We start from the raw sequence: 22,805 nt of genomic DNA on the forward strand, positions 1-22,805 counted from the left end.
TTCCTTCCCTGGCCCGTTCCCGGGGGATTTCCGGCATCAATCTGGTAGTGCGCATGACGAGCCCGTTCACCCTGGCGCTGCAAGGCGTCTCATTCCAATTGCCCAGCGGCGAGCCGCTGCTGAGCGACCTCAATGAAACTTTCGACGAGCGCCGCACCGCGCTGGTCGGGCGCAATGGCGTGGGCAAGTCCGTGCTGGCGCGGATCATGGCCGGCGAGCTGCCTGCCAGCGCTGGCCGCTGCCAGGCGTTCGGGCCGGTGCATTACCTGCCGCAGCGTATCGAGCCGCAGGCGTTCCGCAGCGTTGCCGAGCTGGCCGGTGTGCAACCCCTGCTGGATGCGCTGACGCGAGTCGAGGCCGGTGGAGTCGATCCCGCGGACTTCGAACGCCTCGACGGCCACTGGGATGTCCGCGCGCGCCTGGAGGCCGAGCTGGCTGCTGCCGGGCTCGCCCATCTGCTGCCGGACACGCCCGCCTCGCGTCTCAGCGGCGGCGAATGCACGCGGGTGGCGCTGCTTGGCGCGTGGCTCAGCGGGGCGGACTGGTTGATCCTCGATGAGCCGAGCAATCACCTTGACCGCGCCGGCCGCGAGGCCCTGCGTGAGCAGCTGCAACGCTGGCGCGGCGGCCTGATCCTGATCAGCCATGACCCTCTGCTGCTGGACGACATGCAGCGCATCGTCGAGTTGTCGCCCTCGGGCCTGCGCAGTTATTCCGGCGGCCATGCCTTCTACCGCGAGGTACGCCAGCAGGAGCAGGACAGCGCCCAGCGCGAGTTGCAGCGGCGCAAGCTGGAGCGCGATCGCCAGCACCACGCCATGCAGGAACAGCGCGAGCGCCAGGAACACCGGCAGGCGAAGGGGCGCAAGGAGGCGAAGCAAGCCAACCAGGCGAAGATCCTCGTCGACCGGCAGAAGGAGCGCAGCCAGACCAGCATTGCGCGTCTGGCCACACAACAGGAAGAGCGTCGGGAGCGGCTGGCGCGGGACGTTCACGAGGCTTTCGGGCAGTTGCGCGAAGACGCCATGGTGGTCCTGAACGCACCGGACTGCGAGCTGCCCGAGTCCCGTGGCGTGTTGCTGCTGGAGGCACTGCGCCTGCCGTTCGGCAATGCCGCGCCACTGGACTTGCAGTTGAGCGGCCCGCGCCGCGTAGCGGTCAGCGGGCGCAACGGCAGCGGCAAGTCGACCCTGCTCAAGGTGCTCGCGGGCGTGCTCGACCCTGCGGCGGGCTCGTGCGAAGTGCGGGTGCGCAGTGCCTATCTGGATCAGCATCTGGCCGCGCTCTCGCCCGAGCGCTCGGTGCTGGACCTGCTGCAGGAGCGCAATCGCGTGGCGGACCCTTCGGTGTTGCGCACCCGGCTGGCGCAACTGGGATTGCCGGCGGCACGGGTCGAGCTGTCCAGTGGCCTGCTCAGCGGCGGTGAGCGGCTGAAGGCGGCGCTGGCCTGCGAGCTCTATGCCGAGCATCCGGCGCAGCTGCTGCTCCTGGATGAGCCGGACAACCACCTCGACCTGCCATCGCGCGAAGCGCTGGAAAACCTGCTGCGGCAATACCGCGGCGCGCTGCTGGTGGTGTCCCACGACGAGGCATTGCTTGCCCGGCTGGAGCTGGAGGCGCGGCTGGAATGTGCGGAGGACGGTTGGCGCTGGTTGGTCGGCTGAGGCTTTACCGGCCGGGAAGAGCTGGGTAGGATCGACCTCCCTCTCTTTCCGGCTGCCTCTGCCGTGTTCCGCCCAGGCGTTGATTCGCGAAGCGGGCATTCATGCTGCCGACGCTCCAACGGCCGTCACCTTGCGTGGCGCGCTATCCCTTTGTGATCTGCTGAATCAGGATGCATTCATGCTCATTCGCCAACGCATCGCTGCGGATAATCCGCGGCTGCTCGATATCTGGCTGGGCGCCGTGCGCGCGACCCACCACTTTCTCCAGGCGTCGGACATCGACGCACTGCTGCCCCAGGTCCGTGACCTCTACCTGCCCGCCGTCGAGGTCTGGGTGGCGGTGGACGACGATGACCGTCCGCTGGGTTTCATCGGGCTCAACGACAGCCATGTGGAAATGCTCTTCATCGACCCGGAACGGCGTGGCCAGGGCATCGGCCGCGCACTGCTCGATTTCACGCGCGAAAAGCGCGGCACGCTGAGCGTCGACGTCAACGAGCAGAACCCGCAGGCGGTGGGGTTCTATCTGCATTACGGCTTTGTCCAGACCGGGCGTTCGCCGCTTGATGGCGAAGGCCGGCCCTTCCCTTTGCTGCATATGAGTCTGCCTGCCGGGGCGTAAACGACCCGCTTTTGTAGGATGGCGTGGAGCGAAGCGATACCCATCACAAGGCTGTCAAGCAAATCTGATGGGTATCGCAAGCTCCACCCATCCTACTGCCTGCTTCCTGGCTGCCTGGAAAGAGACTCGCTATGTCGCCGTACAGCCTCAGACGGTTGCGCGGCTTACGCCGTCTCGCCGCTGCCGAAGCGAATGCTCCGCGCGCCGAGCTTGAGCAGGCTGTCGGCGAACAGGTCGCTGGCGGTCTGGCGGCAATCCCAGGCGGCTTCCCAGTCTTCCTGGCGGCGCCAGTGCAGGCGGCCGACCAGGCGCTGCGGTTCGCCTTCGGCGTGCAGCTCGCTGGCGAGGTAGCCCGTGCGTAGATAGAACAGTTCCTGCAGGTGCGACAGGTAATCGCCCAGGCGCGCGGCGATGTGCGGGCGTTGCTGCGGCGTTACGTCGATCTCGATCTGCAGGATGAAGTGCGGATTGTCCACGCAGGCATGGGCGGTGATCGGGGCGGGTTGCGTCATGTTCCTGGGCTCCCTGGCTTGAACCGAATGCCTGGCGAGGGTAAAACCTCAACTTAAGTTGAGGTCAATAGCCCATGAAAAATACTTCTTCCTGCTCCAAGCACCGCGAGCTGAGTGTCGGCGAGCTGGCCAAACGCGCCGGCGTGGCGGTTTCCGCGCTGCACTTCTACGAGGCCAGGGGCCTGATCAGCAGTTCGCGCAATGCCGGCAACCAGCGCCGCTATTCACGTGACACGCTGCGCCGGGTGGCGGTGATCAAGGTCGCGCAACGGGTGGGCATTCCCCTGGGCGAGATCGCCGAGGCGCTGGGCTCGCTGCCGACCGGGCACAACCCGACGGCAGCGGACTGGGCGCGATTGTCGGCACGCTGGCGGGAGGACCTGAACGAGCGGATCGAGAAGTTGCTGCTGCTGCGCGATCAGCTCGACGGCTGCATCGGCTGCGGCTGCCTGTCGATGGAGGCCTGCCCGCTGCGCAATCCGGGGGACCGCTTGGCGGAGGAGGGGCCGGGGGCGCATTGGCGGGGGAGGTAGAGTGAGTGTGCAGGGGGCTCAAGAGCTGAGGAGCCCCTCTCCCTTCAGGGAGAGGGTTAGGGGGAAGGGAAAACCGCGTGCCGAAGCTGAACGAAGTACTTACCGCTCCCGCAAAGCCTCCCACCGCGCCTTGAGCACTGGCTTCAAGATGTAGTCCAGCACGCTCTTCTCGCCGGTGATGATATCCACGGTCGCCACCATGCCGGGGATGATCAGCAGGGGCTTGGCATCGGTGCCCAGGTGGTTCTTGTCGGTGCGCACCTGGATCATGTAGAAGCTGTTGCCCTTGTCGTCGGTGATAGTGTCGGCGCTGATCACTTCCAGCTTGGCCTTGAGCCCGCCGTAGATGGTGTAGTCGTAGGCGGTGAACTTCACCGTGGCCGGCTGGCCGGGGTGGAGGAAGGCGATGTCCTGCGGGCGCACCCGTGCTTCCACCAGCAGGTTGTCCTCCAGCGGGACGATTTCCACCATGTCGTTGCCCGGCTGCACCACGCCGCCGATGGTGTTGACCTTGAGCTGCTTGACGATGCCGCGTAGGGGCGCGACCACCAGGGTGCGGTTGACCTTGTCATCGATGGCACGGCTGGTGGCGGTGAGCTTGTTGAGGTCGGTGCGGACGTCGTTGAGTTCCTTCAGCGCGTCGCTGCGAAAGCCCAGTTTCGACTCTTCCACCTTGCGCTGGATCTCGTTCACCGCCGCCTCGGCTCGGGGGATGGCGAGGTTGGTGGCGTTGAGGTCACCATTGATTTCCACCGCGCTGCGGCGCAGGCGCAGCAGTTCCACCGGGGAGACCGCGCCGGCCTTCACCAGCGGCTCGGACATGTTGATCTCCTGCTGTACCAGCCCGAGGCTCGAGCGGTACTGCTGGACCTTGGCGCGGAACTCCTGCAGCTCCTGGCCCTTCTGCCGCAGCTGTTCCTGGAGGATGTTCAGCTCGCTGTTCTGCCGTTGCATGCGGGTCTGGTAGAGCGCCAGCTGGTCCTCCACCACCTGCGGCGCGGCCTTCTTCAGGTCGTCGGTGAACACCGGCTCACGCCCTTCGGCTTCCGCGCTCAGGCGTTCGACACGGGCTTCGAGGGAGTTGCGGTCGGCCTCGGTCTCGCCCTTGTTGGAGGAGAATCGGGTGTCGTCCAGGCGCAGCAGCGGCTGTCCCTTGTTCACCACCTGGCCCTCGCGGACGAAGATTTCCGAGACGATGCCGCCCTCCAGGTTCTGGATGGTCTGCACCTTGGAGGAGGGAATGGCCTTGCCTTCGCCCTTGGTCACTTCCTCGATATCGGCGAAGTAGGCCCAGGTGATGGCCGCTACCAGCAGCCCGAGCGCCGCCCAGAGGGTGATGCGGGTGGCGTTGGGCGAGTCTTCCAGCAGGGTGCCCTGGACCTCGGGCATGAATTCGGTGTCGCGGGCGCCGTTGCCGCCCAGGTAGCCGCGGATCGATTGCGAAAAGTGCATGGCCATTACCCCGCTGCCGGGCCGACATGGCCCTTGCGCAATGCTTCGATGACCGCGTCTTTCGGGCCGTCTGCGACGATTCGGCCGCTGTCGAGCACCAGCAGGCGGTCGACCAGGCTGAGCATCGATGTGCGGTGGGTGACCAGCAGCAGCGTCTTGTCGCGGCAGGCCTCGTGCAGGCGTTTGCGCAGGATTTCCTCGCTGCTGTTGTCCATGGCGCTGGTGGGTTCGTCGAGCAGCAGAATCGGCGGGTCGAGCAGCATCGCGCGGGCCATCAGCACGGCCTGGCGCTGGCCGCCGGAGAGCAGCTGACCGCGTTCGCCCACCGGTCGGTCGAAGCCGGCCGGGTGTTGCCGGGCCAGTTCGCTGACGCCGGTCAGTTCGGCCACTTCGAGCATCCGCGCATCGCTGACGTAGCGCGCGCCGAGGGTCAGGTTGTCGCGCAGGCTGCCGGCCAGCAGCGGCAGGTCATGGGCCACGTAGCCGATCTGCTGGCGCAGGTCGGAGACATCCAGCTGGCGCAGGTCCAGGCCGTCGAGCAGGATCTGCCCTTCGTCCGGGTGGTAGAAGCCCATCAGCAGACGGCCGAAGGTGCTCTTGCCCGAACCGCTCTTGCCGATGATGCCGATCTTCTCGCCGGGGGCCATGCGCAGGCTGACGTGGTTCAGCGCCGGGGTAGTCTGCTCCGGATAGCTGAAGCTCAGCTGGCGGACTTCCAGCGCGCCGTGCAGCTGGGTGCGCTCCAGCGGGCGCTGGCGGGCCTGGCGCTCCTGCGGCAGTTCCATCAGCGCGTCGGTGCTCTTCATGGTCAGGCGTGCCTGCTGGTAGCGGGTGATCAGCCCGGCGATCTGCCCCAGCGGGGCGAGCACGCGGCTGTTGAGCATGTAGCTGGCGACCAGTGCGCCGACGCTGAGGTTGCCGTCGAGGATGCTGTAGACCCCGGCGCAGATCATCGCCAGGCCGGCGAACTGCTGGAGGAACAGGGTGCCGTTAGTGGCCAGCGCGCTGAGGAAGCGCGCGTGGTTGTCCAGCCGCGCCAGGGCGCCGTGGGTGGATTCCCAGCGGTACTGGCGCTCGCTTTCTGCGCCGCAGGCCTTGAGGGTTTCCAGGCCGCCGAGGGTCTCGATCAGCAGGGCCTGGCGTTCGGCACCCAGGGTCAGGCTCTTCTGCACGGTGTCGCGCAGGCGGCTCTGGATGATCAGGGCGAACACGATGGTGATGGGGAAGGCCAGCAGCGGCACGGCCACCAGCCAGCCGCCCAGCAGGCCGATGACCAGGATCATCAGGAGCGAGAAGGGCAGGTCGATCAGGCTGGTCAGGGTCAGCGCGGTGAGGAATTCGCGCAGGCCCTGGAAGTCATGGATGCTCTGCGCGAAGCCGCCGACGGTCTCGGGCTTGGCCTTGAGCGACATGCCGGTGATGCGTTCGAACAGGGTGGCGGAGAGAACCACGTCGGTCTTCTTGCCGGCCATGTCCAGCAGGTTGGAGCGCAGCACCCGCAGCAGCAGTTCGAACAGCGTGCCGATCAGCAGGCCGGCGGCGAGCACCCAGAGGGTCGACAGCGCCTGGTTGGGCACCACGCGGTCGTAGGTCTGCATGACGAACAACGGCACCAGCATGCCCAGCAGGTTGATCAGCAGGCTGGCGACCAGGGCGTCCGTATAGAGCCAGCGCGACAGCCGCAGGGTGTCGCGGAACCAGGCTTCGACGCGCGGTACCAGCGGTTTGCGCGCCGCTTCCAGTTCGTGACGCGGGCGCGCGAAGAGGGCCTGGCCGCTGTACTGGGCGGCCAGCTCGTCGGCGCCGACGGCCTGTTCGCCGCCTTCGGTCTCGCAGGGCAGGATCAGCGCCTGGCCGTCTTCGCGCCACTGGCGCAGCACGGCGCTGCGGCCGTCGTTGAGCAGCAGCAGGACCGGCAGGTTCAGGTTGGAGATGCTGCGCAACTCGCGTCGCAGCAAGCGGCCCTGCAGGCCGGCACGGGCGGCGGCCCGCGGCAGCAGGGCGGCGGAGAGTCGCTGGTCGCGCAGCGGCAGGCCGGCGGACAGGCTGTTGCGGCTCACCGCGCAGCCATGCAGGCGGCAGAGGATCAGCAGTCCGTCGAGCAGGGGATCGTCATGGCTCAGGCGCGGATCGCCCGGTGCGGGTGTGCCGCGCTCCTGGATGATCATGGTCACGCTACTTCCTCCCGGGCCGGGACGACCCGCGCCAGCGGCACCCGGCGAACACTTGCAGGTGTTCGCCGGCTGTGGCCGGTCGTCGGGTTTTCCGTGCCCCTTCGTATCGCTTCACGGCCGTCGCCCCGACGCCGGGCAGCGCGGGGCAGAGTGACGAGCGCGTGCGATTTTCTTATTTCAGATCAGGCAGGCGTGCCTCATTCTTCACATCCGACAGGGCCACGGCCTCGTGCGGCGCGACGACATGCTGCGAGCGCAGCAGGGCGCCCATGCTGCCGAGCACGCGGTACATCGAGTATTCCTCGGTGTAGCGGACCTCGGTGTAGCGGCGGTTGGCGGTGAACAGTTCGTTCTCGCTGTCCAGCAGGTCGAGCAGGGTGCGCTGGCCAAGGGTGAACTGCTGCTGGTATGCCTCGCGCACCTTGCGGGTGTAGTCGGCATATTCGCGGGCGGGCTGGGTCTGCTTCTTGGAGTTCTCCATCGCGTCCCAGGCCAGCGAGAGGTTTTCGTTGAGCAGCCGCAGCGCGTTGTTGCGGATGTCCTGGGCCTCGTTGATCTGGTGCGAGGTGGCGTTCAGGTGGGCCTTGTCGCGCATCCCGTTGAACAGGTTGTAGCGCATCACCACCTGGGCTTCCCAGCTGTTGTAGTGGCCTTCGTCGCCGTCGACATTGTTGTTGGCGGCCTTGGCCAGCTCGGCGTCGAAGCGCGGGTAGAAGGGCGCCTTGGCGGCCTCGTACTGGGCCTCGGCGGCGTTGACGTCGGCCTGGGCCGATTTCAGCAGCGGGTTTTCATTGAGCATGCCCTGGCGCGCGGCGAGCAAGTCCGCCGGGACTTCCGCCTTCACGGTGGAGGGCGCTTCGAGCTGGTCCGGCATGCGGCCGGTGGCGCTATAGAAGCTGGCCTCGGCATCGGCCAGGTTCACCTCTTCGGTGTAGAGGTTGTTCTGCGCCAGGGCCAGACGGGCGATGGCCTGGTCGTTGTCGGCGGTACTGCCGACACCACGCTCGCTGCGCAGGCGGATCTGGTCGCCGATGCGTTCGTGGGCCTGCAGGTTGTTCTTGGCCAGCGTCACCATCTCGCGGCGCTTGAGCACATCGAGGTAGACCTCGACGGTGCGCAGGGCGGCGGTTTCCGAGGTGCCGAGGATACGGAAGGCCTTGGCGTTGACGTTGGACTCGTTGCGCTTGACCTCGTTGGGGGTGCCGAAGCCGTCGAACAACATCTGCCGCAGACGGATTTCCGCATCGCCGCGGGTCAGGGTCTCGTCGTTGTGGTTACCCGCTGCGCGGGTGCTGGGGCTGTCGGTGTTCTCGCGGCCATAGCCCGCGACAAGATCGACGGTTGGCAGGTAGCCGCCCCTGGCGAATTTGAGCTCTTCATCCGCGGTGAGACGGCTGTTTACGCTCTGGCTGATTTCCGGGTGGTATTGCAGCGTGCTTTGTATAGCTTCGGTCAGCGTCATGGCTTGCCCATGAGTCCCCGACACCGCCAAAAATACACCGCTCCATAGTGCCGCGTTACGACTGCGCATGGCTTTGCTCCTGGTGTTCTTGTACTTCGATGCTCTTTGGTCGCCAATTTATTGGCTTTTTTCTCTTATCAAGCGTTTCACGCCTGTAACATCAGAGCTAAGAACAACTTTTCGAAAACCTCAGAAGAATTTTTCACAAGGGTTATTCGGAAAAAATCTTATGAGCCGTGTGAAAAGCAGCACATTGTTTCTGCGTGCAAGCCCTCGTGTTTCCTGGGTATGGGCCGGAGCAGGCGCTTGCAGAAGAAGCCAGGTACGGTTTGTAGCAGTTAGGGCGGGGACCACCGCAGAAGGACAAGAATCGCGTGGCCAGCATGACAAAAAATTGTCGCTGGCTTTTTGATGCAAAAGCGCTAGCAGTCCTTTTCGCACCCTTCGCAACTTTCTTCGCAGCATCCGGATACAAGCGTGCCATGGCCTGTTTCGGTCAATCGTGCGTCGGTGGAACCGGCCACGGGATGTGCAGCGGAGGAAGGACTCATGGCTACTTTGATGGGTGTCGTCAGCAAGGTAATCGGCGAAGTGTTTGCGGTAGCCGCCGATGGATCGCGTCGTCCTTTGGAACAGGGAGACAAGGTTTTTGTCGGTGAGCAGCTGGTCACCGGCGCCAACGGCGCAGTCGCGCTGAAGATCGCGGGAGGCGGCGAAATCACGCTGGGGCGTGACAGCGCCCTGCCGCTGACCTCACAGATGCTGTCGGCCGCGCACCAGGCAGACCAGGGTGACCAGTCGGTTGCCCAGCAGCAGCCGGCGACGCCGACCCAGCAGGACGTCACCGACGTCAAGGCCTTGCAGGCCGCCATCGCCGCGGGCATGGACCCGACCCAGGCTGCCGAAGCCACCGCCGCCGGCCCGAGCGCCGCGGGCGCCGCCAACGGCAAACCCGGTGGCGGGCACTCCTTTGTGCTGCTGACCGAAGTGGGCGGGCATATCGACCCGACCATCGGCTTCCCCACCGGGCCCATCGGGTCCGGGCCCCTGCCCCTGCGTGAGTTCGACGGCACCCCGGACGTGCGTCCCGAGGCCGAACCGCCCGTCGTGCCGCCGGATGGCGTGCCGAGCGCCGGCCCCAGCGGCCCTGGTGGCTCCAACGTGTTCGAGGCCGGCCTGCCCGGCGGTATTCCCGATGGTGTGGGGGAGGGGGCGACCCACTCCGGCACTCTGGGCTACAGCTTTGGGCCAGATGGCGTTGGCAGCTTCTCCTGGGGCACCGCAGGGCTGCCCAGCCTGACCTCCGGTGGCGTCGCCATTACCTATAGCGTCAGCCCCGATGGTCATGTGCTCACCGGCAGCGCCAATGGCACGCCGGTCTTCACCGTGACCCTCACCGATATCAACACCGGTGCCTTCGAGGTCACCCTGCTGCAGCCGGTGGATCACCCGGTCAAGGGTTCCGAAGACACCCTGAACTTCGATATCCCCTACACCATCACCGACGGCAACGGCACCCCGGCCAACGGCACGCTGACCGTGGGTATCGTCGACGATGCGCCGCAGGCCAGCCTGTCCGCCGACATTGGCGTGGACGTGCTGCTGCAGACCCATGACGCCAACACCGCTGGCGCTGCCTTCGACACCTCCACCGCCGACTACAGCTCGGCCTTCCAGGTGACCGCCAACTACGGCGGCGATGGCGCCGGCACCACCCAGCTCAGCTACAACCTGAACCTGGTAGGCGGCAACGGCACCGACTCGGGCCTGACCAGCGGCGGCGCGACCATCTACCTGTACAGCGTGGGCGGCGCCATCGTCGCTTCCACCTCCGCCAGCGCCGCTGGCATCTCCGGCGAGAACACCATCTTCAGCCTGTCGGTGAACGGCAATAGCGGTGTGGTCACCCTGACCCAGTTCAGCGCCGTGGACCATGCCCTGCCGGGCAGCGATGGCAACTACGCCAGCCAGAACGCCGTGCTCGATTCCGGACTGGTGCAACTGCAGGGCAACCTGACGGTGACCGACCGTGATGGCGATAGCGTTTCCTCCAGCAGCTCGCTGGACCTCGGCGGTCGCGTCAGCTTCACCGACGACGGGCCGACCATCGCCGTGGGCGATACCGAAGGCCTGCACCTGACGGTGGACGAGTCCGCCCTGGGGACCGACGCCACCAGCAGCGTGGCGGCGGGCGATCTGTTCAACGCCCAGTTCGGCGCTGACGGCGCCGGCTCGATCACCTACAAGGTCGAGACCCAGGACAACACCGACAGCGGCCTGAAAGACACCGCCACCGGCAGCCAGATCTTCCTGTTCAATACCGCCAGCGGCGTCGAAGGCCGCGTGGGTGGCGTGAACGGTGAAGTTGCGTTCCGCGTGACCCTCGGGCAGGACGGCAAGATCACCCTGGATCAGGTCCGCGCGCTGGTGCACCCGGACAACACCGACTCCAATGATCCGCTCAGCATCGGTGCAGGCAAGATCAGCCTGACCGCCACCGTGACCGACGCCGATGGCGACCATCAGAGTGCCGGGCTCGATCTGGGCAGCAAGCTGACCTTCCTCGACGACGGCCCGAGTATTTCCGTGGGCAGCACCGAAGGTCTGCACCTGACGGTGGACGAATCCGCCCTGGGGACCGACGCCACCAGCAGCGTGGCGGTCGCCGATCTGTTCAACGCCCAGTTCGGCGCTGACGGTGCCGGCTCGATCACCTACAAGGTCGAAACCCAGGACAACACCGACAGCGGCCTGAAAGACACCGCCACCGGCAACCAGATCTTCCTGTTCAACACCGCCAGCGGTGTGGAAGGCCGCGTGGGCGGCGTGAACGGTGAAGTCGCCTTCCGCGTCACCCTCGGGCAGGACGGCAAGATCACCCTGGATCAGGTCCGTGCTCTGGTGCACCCGGACAACACCGACTCCAATGATCCGCTCAGCATCGGCGCCGGCAAGATCAGCCTGACCGCCACCGTGACCGACGCCGATGGCGACCATCAGAGCGCCGGCCTCGACTTGGGCAGCAAGCTGACCTTCCTCGACGACGGCCCGCGCATCGCGCCCATCGAAGGCGGCGACCTGCACCTGAGCGTGGACGAAACCACCCTGGGCCAACCGGCGACCAGCACTGGCTCGGTGGCCGAGCTGTTCAACGGCCAGTTCGGCGCCGATGGCGAAGGGTCGATCACCTACAAGATCGAAGCCGCCAACAACACTGACAGCGGCCTGACCGATACCGCCAGTGGCCAGCGGGTAATCCTCTTCAACACCGCCAATGGAGTGGAAGGGCGCCTGGAAACCAGCGGCGAAACTGCCTTCCGCGTGACCCTCGGACCGGACGGCAAGGTCACCTTGGAGCAACTGCGCGCGCTGGTGCATTCCGACACCAGTGATCCCAATGATTCGCTGAACCTGGCCGGCAAGATCGCCCTCAGCGCGATCATCACCGACAAGGACGGCGACAGCGCGACCACCTCGATCGACCTGGGCGGTAAGCTGACCTTCCTCGACGATGGTCCGAGCATCACGCCGAACACCGCTCATGACCTCCAGCTGACCGTGGATGAATCCACCCTGAACCTGGATGCCACCAGCACAGCCAGTGTTTCCGACCTGTTCACCGCGCACTTCGGTGCCGATGGTCCGGGGCAGATCACCTATAAAATCGAGACCGAGGACAACACCGACAGCGGCCTGAAGGACACGGCCAGCGGTGACCAGATCTTCCTGTTCAACACCGCCAGCGGTGTGGAAGGCCGGGTCGGTGGCGAGAACGGCGCGGTCGCCTTCCGCGTGACCCTGGGCCAGGACGGCAAGATCACCCTCGACCAGGTGCGCGCCGTCGTGCATCCGACTCCGGGTGACAACAACGAAGGGGTAAGCCTCGATGCGAACACCCTGACCCTGACCGCCACCATCACCGACAAGGACGGCGACAGCACCTCGGCGAAAATCGACCTGGGTAGCAAGCTGACCTTCCTCGACGATGGCCCGAGCATCGCGCCATGCGAGGACGTGGACATCAAGCTGACGGTGGATGAGACCCACCTGAACGTCGATGCCACCAGCTCGGCCACGGTGTCCGACCTGTTCACCGCGCACTTCGGCAACGACGGCGCGGGCACGATCACCTACAAGGTCGAGACCAATGACAACACCGACAGCGGCCTGAAGGACACGGCCACTGGCAGCAAGATCTTCCTGTTCAACACCGCCAGCGGTGTGGAAGGCCGCGTCGGGGGGGAAGACGGCACCGTCGCCTTCCGCGTGACCCTGGGCCAGGACGGCAAGATCACCCTCGACCAGGTGCGCGCCGTCGTGCATCCGGACACCACGAAGTCCAATGAAGGCGTCAGCCTCGCGCCCGACAGCGTGACCCTCACTGCCACCATCACCGACAAGGACGGTGACAGCGCCCAGGCCCACATCGACCTGAGCGGCAAGCTGACCTTCCTCGACGATGGCCCTAGCATCGCGCCGAGCACCACCGCCGACATCAAGCTGACCGTGGACGAAACCCACCTCGGCGTGCCGGACACCAGCAGCGCTTCGGTGGCCGACCTCTTCACCACCCACTTCGGTGCGGACGGCGCCGGTACCATCACCTACAAGCTGGCCGGAGCCGACAACACCGACAGCGGGCTGAAAGATACCCAGAGCGGTGAGAAGGTCTACCTCTACAACACCGACAACGGCATCGAAGGTCGCCTGCAGGGCACCGATACCGTCGCTTTCCGCATCTACGTCGATGGCGACGGCAAGGTCACCCTGGAGCAACTGCGTGCCCTGGCGCACCCGGACACCGGCAACCCCGATGATTCGCTGAGCCTGACCGGCCAGGTCACCCTGACTGCGACCATCACCGACAAGGATGGCGACAGCGCCAGCGCCCACATCGACCTGGGCAGCAAGCTGACCTTCCTCGACGACGGCCCGAGCATCGTGCCGTGCCTGGACGCCGACATCAGCCTGGAGGTGGACGAGTCCGACCTGTCGAACAACGCCCGCGTCGAAGTCAGCCTGGTGTCCCAGTTGTTCACGCCGAGCTTCGGCGCTGACGGCGCGGGCACCATCACCTACAAGGTGACCACAGTCGATGGCACCGACAGTGGCGTGCAGACCACCCAGGGCCAGGCCATCCTGCTCTACAACGTGAATGGCACCGTGGTTGGCAAGGTCGCCGCTACCGGCGACATCGCCTTCGTGGTCAGCGAGGACCAGGGCGCGCTCATGCTCGACCAGCGCCTGGCACTCAAGCACCCGGATACCACCAACCCGGATGAGGCACTGCGCCTGCCCGACGGCAAGATCACCCTCACCGCCACCATCACCGATGGCGACGGCGACAAGGCTTCGGCCCAAGTCGACCTCGGCACCAAGATGGTGTTCTACGACGATGCCCCGACCATCACCGCGAATACCCAGGGCGCCCCGAACCTGGTGGTGGACGAGACCAACCTGGCCAGCAATGCCAGTGCGGACTTCTCCGGCCAGTTCAACGGAAATTACGGTGCGGACGGTCAGGGCTCGCTGAGCTACAAGGTCGAAGCCGTTGCCAATGGCGGCGACAGCGGCCTGCAGACCAGCCAGGGCCAGACCATCCTGCTGTTCAACGAAGGCAGCAGCGTGGTCGGCCGCGTGGGCGGCCCAGCCGGTGCCATTGCCTTCAAGGTCACGGTCGCCGATGGCGTCGTCACCCTCGACCAGCAAATGGCGCTCAAGCATTCGGATGCCAGCAACCCCAATGACTCGGTGAGCATCGCCGGCGGCAACATCAACCTGGTCGCCACCATCACCGATGGCGACGGCGATTCCAGCCGCGCGCAACTCGACCTGGGCGACCGCCTCACCTTCAAGGACGACGGTCCGAGCATCAGCGCCAACAGCCAGGGTGCGCCGGTCCTGACGGTGGACGAAACCAACCTGGCCGCCAACGCCAGCGCGGACTTCTCCGGGCAGTTCACCAGCAGCTTCGGCGCCGACGGCGCCGGTACCCTGACCTACCAGCTCAGCGCCGTTACCAACGGCATGGACAGCGGCCTGAAGACCACCGACGGCCAGACCATCCAGCTGTTCAACGAAGGCGGCAATGTCGTCGGCCGCATTGGCGGAGACCAGGGGGCTGTCGCCTTCAAGGTCACCCTTGCCGGTGGCGTGGTCACCCTCGACCAGCAGATGGCGCTGCAGCACTCGAACGCCAGCAACCCCGATGACTCGGTCAGCCTGCTGAACAACAAGATCAACCTGGTTGCCACCATCACCGATGCCGACGGCGACTCGCTCTCCGCCAGCCTCGACCTGGGCGGCCGGCTGACCTTCAAGGACGACGGCCCGAGCATCACCGCCAACGCCGGCCAGGCGCCGGTCCTCACGGTGGATGAAACCGTCCTGACCACCGATGCCACCGCCAACTTCAGCGGCGCCTTCACCTCCAACGGTGGTGCTGACGGCGGCACCGTCAGCTACAGCCTGTCGGCGACCGACGGCACCGCGAGTGGTCTGCAGACCACCAGCGGGCAGAGCATCGTACTGGTCAAGGTCAGCGATACAGTGGTCGAGGGCCGCGTGGGCAACACCGGCGGCGCGGTCGCCTTCAGCCTGACCCTGAACAGCACCACCGGTGACCTGACGCTCGATCAGAAACTGGCGTTCAAGCACGCTGACACCACCACCCCCAACGACCCGGTGAGCCTGCTGGGCAGCAAGATCGCCCTGGTGGCGACCATCACCGACGGCGATGGCGACCAGCAATCCGCCAGCGTCGACCTGGGCGGCAAGCTGGTGTTCAAGGACGACGGCCCCGCGCTCATCGCCGGTGGCAACGTGACCGGCCAGGTCATGGAGGATGCGCTGCCCGGCGGCAACCCCGATGGCGCCAGCGACACCACGACCGCCAAGGGCTCGCTCACCAGCCTGGTGAACTTCGGTGCGGACGGTCCCGGTGCCTTCTCGCTGACCGGCGACTACTCCTCGCTGACCTCGCAGCACCTGACCTCCGGCGGCGTGGCTCTGGTCTACAGCGTGGTCGGCAACCTGCTGACCGCCATGGCCGGCGCCAAGACCATCTTCACCCTGTCGGTGGATACGGCGGGCAACTACGAGTTCAAGCTCGTCGGGCCGCTGGATCATCCGCTGCACAATGGCAGTGATACGGAGCAACTGGCGCTCAACCTCGGCGGCCTGATCAAGGCTACCGATGGCGACGGCGATCCGGTCAGCCTGGGCAGTGGCTCACTGGTGATCAACGTGCAGGACGACCTGCCGGTGGTACACAGCGAGCCACCGTGCCAGGACGTATCCGAAACCCCCGGCTTCGTGCTCAACGGCACGCTTGACGTGAGCTTCGGCGGCGACGGCCGGGGTGCCTTCGACCTCAGCGGCAATACCGCGCCGGATGGCCTGACCTACGTGGTCACCCAACTGCCGGGTGGCGGCTCGCAACTGACGGCCTATGACGGCTCCAACGAGGCGTTCTTCGTTCTCAAGGTCAATGCCGACGGCACCTACAGCTTCGAAGTGCTCAATTCGCGGCCGATCTCGACGGTGGAATACGATCTTGCCCAGCTCGCCGCCGGCGGTCCGCGTCCGTCGGCCTCCTTGACGTCTGACGGCCTGACGGTGGTCTTCACCAGCCCCAACGGCGATGTGAACCCCTCCAGCAATGGCATGGGTGTGGGCGGCAACAACCTCATCACCCCCGGCGAGAACCTCAACATCGCCTTCAGCGAGAAGATCTACGACGTCAGCTTCGACGTGCAGAAACTCTCCACCAGCGATGTGCTCAGCTGGAAGGTGCTCGGTGAAGGTGGCGTGGTGCTGGCGACCGGCACCTATTCGCCGCCGGCCGGCAATGGTGAGAACAGTTCGGTCTCCTTCAACCTGCTGACCGATGGCCACTTCACCAGTGGTTCGGCCTTCCAGCTGTCCGAAGGCGGCTTCAACTCGGTGGTGCTGAGCAGCAGCAGCGGCGACTATCGTCTGGTCACCGTGTCTGCCGGGCAGTCGGTCCTGCCGGAGAACCTGGACCTCAACTTCCACGTCGGCCTTACCGATGGCGACGGCGACAGCGCCGGGCTGAACCTGTGCCTGGACCTGAGCTCCCCGCAGTCGATCCTGGTGGTGGGCAGCAACAGCAGCGACCTCGACGGGGCCAGCACCCAGCACACCCTGCCCAACCCGCAGGATGTGGACAAGTCCGGGACCATCAGTGGCGGTGCCGGCAACGACGTGCTGGTGGGCGATCCGGGTGGCGTGTCGGTCTATACCCAGCCGGGCAAGAACTACAACATCTCGCTGATCGTCGATACCTCCGGCAGCATGAAGGACCCCTCCGGTACCGGCAGCCTGTCGCGCATGGACCTGGCGAAGAACGCGCTGGTGAACCTGGTCAACGCCATCAAGGGCCACGACGGGGTCATCAACGTCAGCCTGGTGTCGTTCGGCGACAGCGCCACCCGCGTCAGCTACAACGGCCTGACGGCAGCCAACGTGGCCTTGCTGATCTCCGCGATCAACGCGCTCAGCGCCAACGGTGCGACCAACTATGACGATGCCATGCAGAAGGCTTCGGCATGGTTCAACACCCAGGTCGGCACCAACCACGCCGATGCGGCCCACGGCTACGTCAACCTGGCGTTCTTCCTCACCGACGGCAACCCGACCGTCTACAACGGCAACTCCGGCAGTGGGAACAGCACCAGCTACAACGACATGAACGTCGCGATCACCTCGGGCAACGACATGCTGCATCATGCCGGCACCCTCGTCGGTGACAACTCGGTAGCGGTCAATGCCATCGGTATCGGCAACGGCATCAACAGCGACTACCTGCGCTACTTCGACAACACCAACACTACCGGCACCGTGGTGACCAATGTCGACGGTACCAACCTCTCCAATACGGTCGGCCAGCCGCAGATCATCAACACCGCCGAGCAGTTGCAGGCGGCGCTGCAGGAAGGCTTCAGCACCAGCACACCGGTGAGCGTGGGCAACGACCACCTGGTCGGCGGCGCGGGCAATGACATCATGTTCGGCGATGTCATCAACACCGACCAACTGGCCTGGGCCGGGCATGCCGCCGGCACGCACAACGGCCAGGGCTTCCAGGGACTGGTGGACTACCTGACCGCCACCAACGGCACCGCGCCGACGGCGGCCACGATCAGCAACTACATCATCCAGCACGCGGATCAGCTCAACGTCGCCGGTGACATGCGCGGTGGCGACGACACCCTCGAAGGCGGCGCCGGCAATGACCTGATGTTCGGCCAGGGCGGCAACGACAAGCTGATCGGCGGGCCCGGCGACGACATCATGTACGGCGGCACCGGCGCGGATGAGTTCATCTGGAAGTCCGGCGATACCGGCCACGATGTGATCAAGGACTTCAACATCGCCGAGCACGACGTGCTGAACTTCGCCGACCTGCTGCAAGGGGAGGCCGCCACGGCTTCGTCGCTGGCGCATTACCTGACCTTCTCGGTCAACGCCGGCACCACCACCATTGGCGTCAGCCCGATCAGCAATGGCACCGTCACCCAGACCGTCGACCTGGCCAACGTCGACCTCGCCGCCAAGTACGCGGGCCATGCCGGCAACGGCGTGCTCTCGGCGGGGGATACCCAGACCGTGCTCAACGGCCTGCTGGGCGATCACGCGATCAAGACCGACACCGTCTGACCCCGTGTGAAACCCCTGGAAACCGCCGCCTTCGGGCGGCGGTTTCGTTCCTGCCCGGCGCAATGGGAAATGGGGAGGGTGGGGGCACGGCTATACGGCTGGTGAATGATCGTCGCCCTGTGTCCTCACTGGCGCCTATGCTCGGGCCCACACCATCCTCCCCAACGAACAACAAGCAACGAGGTTTCCCATGCGCGAAGTGGTGATCGTCGACAGCGTCCGTACCGGCCTGGCCAAGTCCTTCCGTGGCAAATTCAACATGACCCGTCCGGACGACATGGTCGCCCATTGCATCGACGCGCTGCTGGCGCGCAACAACCTCGATCCGCTGCTGGTGGACGACTGCGTGGTCGGCGCCGGCTCCAACGAAGGCGCCCAGGGCCACAACATCGGCCGCAACGCCGCCGTACTGTCGCGCCTGGGTACCCATGTCGCCGGCATGACCCTGAACCGCTACTGCTCCTCGGGCCTGCAGGCCATCGCCATTGCCGCCAACCAGGTGGCTTCGGGCTGCAGCGACATCCTCGTGGCCGGCGGCGTCGAGTCCATCACCCTGACCATGGGCAAGCAGAACCTCGACAACTTCGTGAACCCGCGCCTGAAGGACGAATTCCCCGGCATCTACTACCCCATGGGCCAGACCGCCGAGATCGTCGCCCGCCGCTACAACGTCACTCGCGAGCAGCAGGACCTTTACTCCCTGCAGAGCCAGCAGCGCACCGCCCGCGCCCAGGCCGAAGGCCTGTTCGACGATGAAATCGTGCCGATGAGCGTGAAGTACCTGGTGGAAGACAAGGCCACCGGCGAGAAGAAAGTGCTCGACGGCGTGGTCGACCGCGACGACTGCAACCGCCCGGAAACCACCCTCGAAGGCCTGAACTCCCTCAAGCCGGTGTTCGCCGAGGACGGCTCGGTCACCGCCGGCAACGCCTCGCAGCTCTCCGATGGCGCCTCGATGACCCTGATCATGAGCCTGGAGAGAGCCCTGGAACTGGGCCTCAAGCCCAAGGCCTTCTTCCGCGGCTTCACCGTCGCCGGCTGCGAGCCGGACGAAATGGGCATCGGCCCGGTGTTCTCGGTGCCCAAGCTGCTCAAGGCCAAGGGCCTGCAGATCGCCGACATCGACCTCTGGGAACTCAACGAAGCCTTCGCCTCGCAGTGCCTGTACGCGCGCGATCACCTGGGCATCGACAACGAGAAGTACAACGTCAACGGCGGCTCCATCTCCATCGGCCACCCGTTCGGCATGACCGGCTCGCGCCAGGTCGGCCACCTGGTGCGCGAACTGCAGCGCCGCAACCTGCGCTACGGCATCGTCACCATGTGCGTGGGCGGCGGCATGGGCGCCACCGGCCTGTTCGAGGCGGTGCGCTGAGCACGGCGGGCGAGGGCGCAAGCCCTTGCCCGGATGGCACCGATCGCTCCACGCAAGCGGTTCGGTGTCGCTGAGAGACCCCCGGCGGTGACGCCGGGGGTTTTTCATTCACGGACATTTCCTGCACGACTCGAAGCAGGGTCGACGCCACACACCGGAATGGTATGATGGCCAGAGTGTGATGTATGACATCACACTCTCGCGATGATCATCAGCTTCCGCCACAAGGGTCTGCAGGCCTTCTACGAAACGGGAACGACGCGTGGGATTCGTGCCGATCATGCTCGGCGGCTGGCGCGCATGCTGCCGTTTCTGAACAACGCAGCAGTGGCGGCGGACCTCGCCGTACCTGGCTGGCGCCTGCACCCGCTGAAGGGAAATCTGGAGGGATTCTGGTCCCTGTCGGTCAGCGGCAACTGGCGGTTGATCTTCCGCTTTATCGGTAGCGACGTCGAACTGCTCGACTACCTCGATTACCACTGAACTTGCAGACTCCAGGAGGAGGCGCATTCATGGCAATGGCCAACCCCCCACATCCAGGTGAAACGCTGCTGGAAGATGTTCTCCCCGAACTGGGATTGAGCGTGGCGGCGCTGGCGCGGCACTTGGGATATGCGCGCGAAACCCTGTCACGTGTCCTGCATGGGCACGCTCCTGTCGGTCCTGACCTTGCGTGGCGCCTTGAGCTGGCCGGAATTGGCAGCGCACGCGTCTGGCTCGGAGTGCAGGCTGATTACGATCTGTGGCAGGCGCAGCACCGCGAGCACCCGCGGATCGAGCGACTCGCCAGCAGCGCCTAGGGTAGGAGGTTTTCTCCCGCCAATGAAAAACCCCGGCGAGCAGGCCGGGGTTCGTGTGGCCAGGACCTGAGGGAGATCAGCGTCCGACGCGGGCGAACAGGTCGGAGGCCTGCTGCATGCGGGTGATGTACAGCATCACCTCGCGTTCAGCATCGAAGCGCGTGAAGTAAGGGCCTTCCAGCGTTCCTTCGCGAGTGGAGAAGAAGTACTGACCATTGACCGCACTGATGCGGTCACTGCGGTAATGGGTGGCCGCCTGGCCGTCGCCGACGCGTTGTCCCAACATGAGCTGACCTCCCGAACGAAAGGATTAATTGAATCGAGTGTATGTCGCAAAGCCCCGCCGTGCCTGGGCTACGGAGGAATGGCGACGAACGGCAGTCAATCGTTTCAGCGATGAAACACTCACCCGCATGGGCTTCACATTCCCTTGACTATGCTCAGTGTCCGGCGGCGGTCGCCGCCGTGCAGGGTCGAGAAAAGTTAATTATTTTGGTTATAAGAAAATCAAAATATATTCTTTTTAATGCGTAAAGACCTTGTGCATAGTGGTTACCAACACGAACAAGGAGAGACCCATGAGCTTGCGACTCGGCGACATCGCCCCCGACTTCGAACAGGAATCCAGCGAAGGCCGCATCCGTTTCCATGAATGGCTCGGCAACAGCTGGGGCGTTCTGTTCTCCCACCCGGCCGACTTCACCCCAGTGTGCACCACCGAGCTGGGCCTGACCGCCAAGCTCAAGGACCAGTTTGCCGCCAAGGGCGTGAAGGTGATCGCCCTGTCCGTCGACCCGGTGGACTCCCACGTGAAGTGGATCGAAGACATCAACGAGACCCAGAACACCGTGGTCAACTTCCCGATCATCGCTGACGCCGACCGCAAGGTCTCCGAGCTGTACGACCTGATTCACCCGAACGCCAACGACACCCTCACCGTGCGTTCGCTGTTCGTCATCGACCCGAACAAGAAGGTGCGCCTGACCATCACCTACCCGGCGAGCACCGGGCGCAATTTCAACGAGATCCTGCGCGTCATCGACTCGCTGCAGCTCACCGACAACCACAAGGTCGCAACGCCCGGCAACTGGCAGGACGGCGACGACGTGGTGATCGTGCCCTCGCTCAAGGACGAGGAAGAGATCAAGCAGCGCTTCCCCAAGGGCTACCGCGCCATCAAGCCCTACCTGCGCCTGACGCCGCAACCGAACAAGTGATCCGAAGCGGCTGCGCGTCGGCCAGCCTGCGTTGCCAGCGACAGCGAGATGCTCATGTGCTTCAGCACACTCCGCTCTCACTGCCGCTGGCGCCCTGCCTGACTCTAGCTCGCGCGCTCCGGAGGCTGACGTCTCAACCTCGAGCGGAAATCGGGCCGGTTCGCCGGCCCATTTTTTATCCTTCATGCGCGGACCACGCCGCGCTTTTTTATTCAAGCTCTGCTTTCTGTTCGATCTATTCGATCTGACTTGCCCGCCAAACGGGAAGAAGACGCAAGCCCACGCCAAGGAGAAGACCATGGGTCATTCCACCTGGCGCCGCAGCCTGGCCGTCGCTCTTCTCGCGAGCCTGCCGATCGGCGCCTACAACAGCCCCGCCCAAGCCGCCGATGCACCGAAAGAGGTGCGCCTGGATTACGCCTACTACGCGCCCACCAGCCTGGTGCTCAAACACTTCGGCTGGCTGGAGAAATCCCTCAAGCCGCAAGCCACCGAGGTGCGCTGGGTGTTCAGCCAGGGCAGCAACCGCTCGCTGGAATACCTCAACGCCGGCAGCACTGACTTCGCCTCGACCGCAGGCCTCGCCGCCGTGCTCAGTCGCGCCAACGGCAGCCCGCTGAAGACCGTCTACATCGCCAGCCGTCCGGAGTGGACCGCGCTGGTGGTGCCCAGGGATTCGCCGCTCAAGTCGGTGGCCGACCTCAAGGGCAAGAAGATCGCCGCCACCAAGGGCACCGACCCCTACCTGTTCCTGTTGCGCAGCCTGCAGCAGGCGGGGCTGGACAAGAGCGAAGTGGATATCGTCCACCTGCAGCACCCGGACGGCCGCGCCGCGCTGGAACAGGGCAGGGTGGACGCCTGGGCCGGCCTCGATCCGCACATGGCCGCCAGCGAGCTGCAGGCCGGTTCACGACTGCTGTACCGCAACGTCGACTTCAACAGCTACGGCGTGCTCAGCGTCACCGAGAAATTCAAGAAGGAACAGCCGGAGCTGATCAAGCAGGTCATCGCCGCCTATGAAGAGGCGCGTCAGTGGGCCGTGGCGCACCCGGAGGAGACCGCGAAGCTGCTCGCCGAGGAAGCCAAGCTGCCGCTGGAAGTGGCCAAGCTGCAACTCTCGCGCACCGATTTCAGCAAGCCGCTTCCGGGCGCCGAACAGGTGGCCGCACTGAAGGCCGCCGCGCCGATCCTGCTGGACGAGCAACTGGTGCGTCCGGGCACCGACGTCACTGCCGTGGTCGATCAGCTGATCGCGCCGACACTGGCCGGTGAGGTGATCGGCAAGCCCGCCGTCGCCAGGGCGGAGCAGTAAG

The 22,805-nt window shown here is 65.3% G+C and carries 15 protein-coding genes; 10 read left to right on the forward strand and 5 right to left on the reverse strand.

Annotation, left to right across the window (positions count from 1 at the left end; genetic code table 11):
• Nucleotides 1-53: 53 nt before the first annotated feature.
• A complete protein-coding gene (locus IB256_RS03810) occupies nt 54-1,664 on the forward strand; it encodes an ATP-binding cassette domain-containing protein (RefSeq protein ID WP_192401330.1) in 1,611 nt (536 codons plus the stop codon).
• A 178-nt stretch (nt 1,665-1,842) separates the two neighbouring features.
• Nucleotides 1,843-2,286 carry an acetyltransferase gene (locus IB256_RS03815; RefSeq protein WP_192291142.1) on the forward strand — a complete coding sequence of 148 codons (444 nt, stop codon included), beginning with the start codon at nt 1,843-1,845 and terminating at the stop codon, nt 2,284-2,286.
• Nucleotides 2,287-2,450: 164 nt separating this feature from the next.
• Here the strand turns inward: IB256_RS03815 and IB256_RS03820 are convergent, their stop codons facing one another.
• Nucleotides 2,451-2,798 carry an antibiotic biosynthesis monooxygenase gene (locus IB256_RS03820; RefSeq protein ID WP_192291140.1) on the reverse strand — a complete coding sequence of 116 codons (348 nt, stop codon included), beginning with the start codon at nt 2,796-2,798 and terminating at the stop codon, nt 2,451-2,453.
• Nucleotides 2,799-2,872: 74 nt separating this feature from the next.
• Here IB256_RS03820 and soxR point away from each other — a divergent pair, with 74 nt between their 5' ends.
• Nucleotides 2,873-3,331, forward strand: a complete 459-nt coding sequence (soxR, locus tag IB256_RS03825) for a redox-sensitive transcriptional activator SoxR (RefSeq protein WP_192401332.1) — start codon at nt 2,873-2,875, stop codon at nt 3,329-3,331.
• Nucleotides 3,332-3,430: 99 nt separating this feature from the next.
• Here soxR and IB256_RS03830 read toward each other — a convergent pair whose 3' ends face one another.
• From IB256_RS03830 to IB256_RS03840, 3 genes are all read right to left on the reverse strand, one after another.
• Nucleotides 3,431-4,783, reverse strand: a complete 1,353-nt coding sequence (locus tag IB256_RS03830) for an HlyD family type I secretion periplasmic adaptor subunit (protein ID WP_192291136.1) — start codon at nt 4,781-4,783, stop codon at nt 3,431-3,433.
• Nucleotides 4,784-4,788: 5 nt separating this feature from the next.
• Complete coding sequence (locus IB256_RS03835; RefSeq protein ID WP_081519193.1) at nt 4,789-6,951, reverse strand: type I secretion system permease/ATPase; 2,163 nt, start codon at nt 6,949-6,951, stop codon at nt 4,789-4,791.
• Between the two features lie 178 nt (nt 6,952-7,129).
• On the reverse strand, nt 7,130-8,419 hold the full coding sequence (locus tag IB256_RS03840) for a TolC family outer membrane protein (RefSeq protein WP_405307457.1): 1,290 nt from the start codon (nt 8,417-8,419) through the stop codon (nt 7,130-7,132).
• 67 nt (nt 8,420-8,486) lie between these two features.
• On the opposite strand from IB256_RS03840, the gene IB256_RS03845 reads away from it, so the two are divergent.
• The 5 genes from IB256_RS03845 to IB256_RS03865 all read left to right on the forward strand — a co-directional run bounded on the left by IB256_RS03845 (nt 8,487) and on the right by IB256_RS03865 (nt 20,275).
• A complete protein-coding gene (locus IB256_RS03845; protein WP_138212732.1) occupies nt 8,487-8,831 on the forward strand; it encodes a hypothetical protein in 345 nt (114 codons plus the stop codon).
• 137 nt (nt 8,832-8,968) lie between these two features.
• Entirely contained in the window at nt 8,969-18,100 is a 9,132-nt protein-coding gene (locus IB256_RS03850) for a retention module-containing protein (RefSeq protein WP_192401340.1), read from the forward strand.
• A 190-nt stretch (nt 18,101-18,290) separates the two neighbouring features.
• On the forward strand, nt 18,291-19,475 hold the full coding sequence (locus IB256_RS03855; protein WP_192291132.1) for a thiolase family protein: 1,185 nt from the start codon (nt 18,291-18,293) through the stop codon (nt 19,473-19,475).
• 204 nt (nt 19,476-19,679) lie between these two features.
• Nucleotides 19,680-19,958, forward strand: a complete 279-nt coding sequence (locus IB256_RS03860; RefSeq protein ID WP_192401342.1) for a type II toxin-antitoxin system RelE/ParE family toxin — start codon at nt 19,680-19,682, stop codon at nt 19,956-19,958.
• A 29-nt stretch (nt 19,959-19,987) separates the two neighbouring features.
• Nucleotides 19,988-20,275 carry a HigA family addiction module antitoxin gene (locus IB256_RS03865; RefSeq protein ID WP_192291129.1) on the forward strand — a complete coding sequence of 96 codons (288 nt, stop codon included), beginning with the start codon at nt 19,988-19,990 and terminating at the stop codon, nt 20,273-20,275.
• A 76-nt stretch (nt 20,276-20,351) separates the two neighbouring features.
• Here the strand turns inward: IB256_RS03865 and IB256_RS03870 are convergent, their stop codons facing one another.
• A complete protein-coding gene (locus IB256_RS03870; protein ID WP_081519197.1) occupies nt 20,352-20,561 on the reverse strand; it encodes a DUF6316 family protein in 210 nt (69 codons plus the stop codon).
• Nucleotides 20,562-20,853: 292 nt separating this feature from the next.
• On the opposite strand from IB256_RS03870, the gene IB256_RS03875 reads away from it, so the two are divergent.
• Nucleotides 20,854-21,492, forward strand: coding sequence for a peroxiredoxin (locus IB256_RS03875; RefSeq protein WP_045212297.1), 639 nt, complete (start codon nt 20,854-20,856; stop codon nt 21,490-21,492).
• Nucleotides 21,493-21,790: 298 nt separating this feature from the next.
• Nucleotides 21,791-22,804 (forward strand): aliphatic sulfonate ABC transporter substrate-binding protein, encoded by a 1,014-nt coding sequence (locus IB256_RS03880; protein WP_192401344.1) that lies wholly within the window; start codon nt 21,791-21,793, stop codon nt 22,802-22,804.
• Nucleotide 22,805 lies beyond the last annotated feature (1 nt).

The sequence above is a fragment of the Pseudomonas sp. PDM17 genome, assembly GCF_014851985.1.
Classification (GTDB): Bacteria; Pseudomonadota; Gammaproteobacteria; order Pseudomonadales; family Pseudomonadaceae; genus Pseudomonas.

Coding starts and splice junctions, on each gene's coding strand:
- IB256_RS03810 (WP_192401330.1), top strand. CDS start 54: ATGACGAGCCCGTTCACCCTGGCGCTGCAAGGCGTCTCATTCCAATTG.
- IB256_RS03815 (WP_192291142.1), top strand. CDS start 1,843: ATGCTCATTCGCCAACGCATCGCTGCGGATAATCCGCGGCTGCTCGAT.
- IB256_RS03820 (WP_192291140.1), bottom strand. CDS start 2,798: ATGACGCAACCCGCCCCGATCACCGCCCATGCCTGCGTGGACAATCCG.
- soxR (WP_192401332.1), top strand. CDS start 2,873: ATGAAAAATACTTCTTCCTGCTCCAAGCACCGCGAGCTGAGTGTCGGC.
- IB256_RS03830 (WP_192291136.1), bottom strand. CDS start 4,783: ATGCACTTTTCGCAATCGATCCGCGGCTACCTGGGCGGCAACGGCGCC.
- IB256_RS03835 (WP_081519193.1), bottom strand. CDS start 6,951: ATGATCATCCAGGAGCGCGGCACACCCGCACCGGGCGATCCGCGCCTG.
- IB256_RS03840 (WP_405307457.1), bottom strand. CDS start 8,419: ATGACGCTGACCGAAGCTATACAAAGCACGCTGCAATACCACCCGGAA.
- IB256_RS03845 (WP_138212732.1), top strand. CDS start 8,487: ATGGCTTTGCTCCTGGTGTTCTTGTACTTCGATGCTCTTTGGTCGCCA.
- IB256_RS03850 (WP_192401340.1), top strand. CDS start 8,969: ATGGCTACTTTGATGGGTGTCGTCAGCAAGGTAATCGGCGAAGTGTTT.
- IB256_RS03855 (WP_192291132.1), top strand. CDS start 18,291: ATGCGCGAAGTGGTGATCGTCGACAGCGTCCGTACCGGCCTGGCCAAG.
- IB256_RS03860 (WP_192401342.1), top strand. CDS start 19,680: ATGATCATCAGCTTCCGCCACAAGGGTCTGCAGGCCTTCTACGAAACG.
- IB256_RS03865 (WP_192291129.1), top strand. CDS start 19,988: ATGGCAATGGCCAACCCCCCACATCCAGGTGAAACGCTGCTGGAAGAT.
- IB256_RS03870 (WP_081519197.1), bottom strand. CDS start 20,561: ATGTTGGGACAACGCGTCGGCGACGGCCAGGCGGCCACCCATTACCGC.
- IB256_RS03875 (WP_045212297.1), top strand. CDS start 20,854: ATGAGCTTGCGACTCGGCGACATCGCCCCCGACTTCGAACAGGAATCC.
- IB256_RS03880 (WP_192401344.1), top strand. CDS start 21,791: ATGGGTCATTCCACCTGGCGCCGCAGCCTGGCCGTCGCTCTTCTCGCG.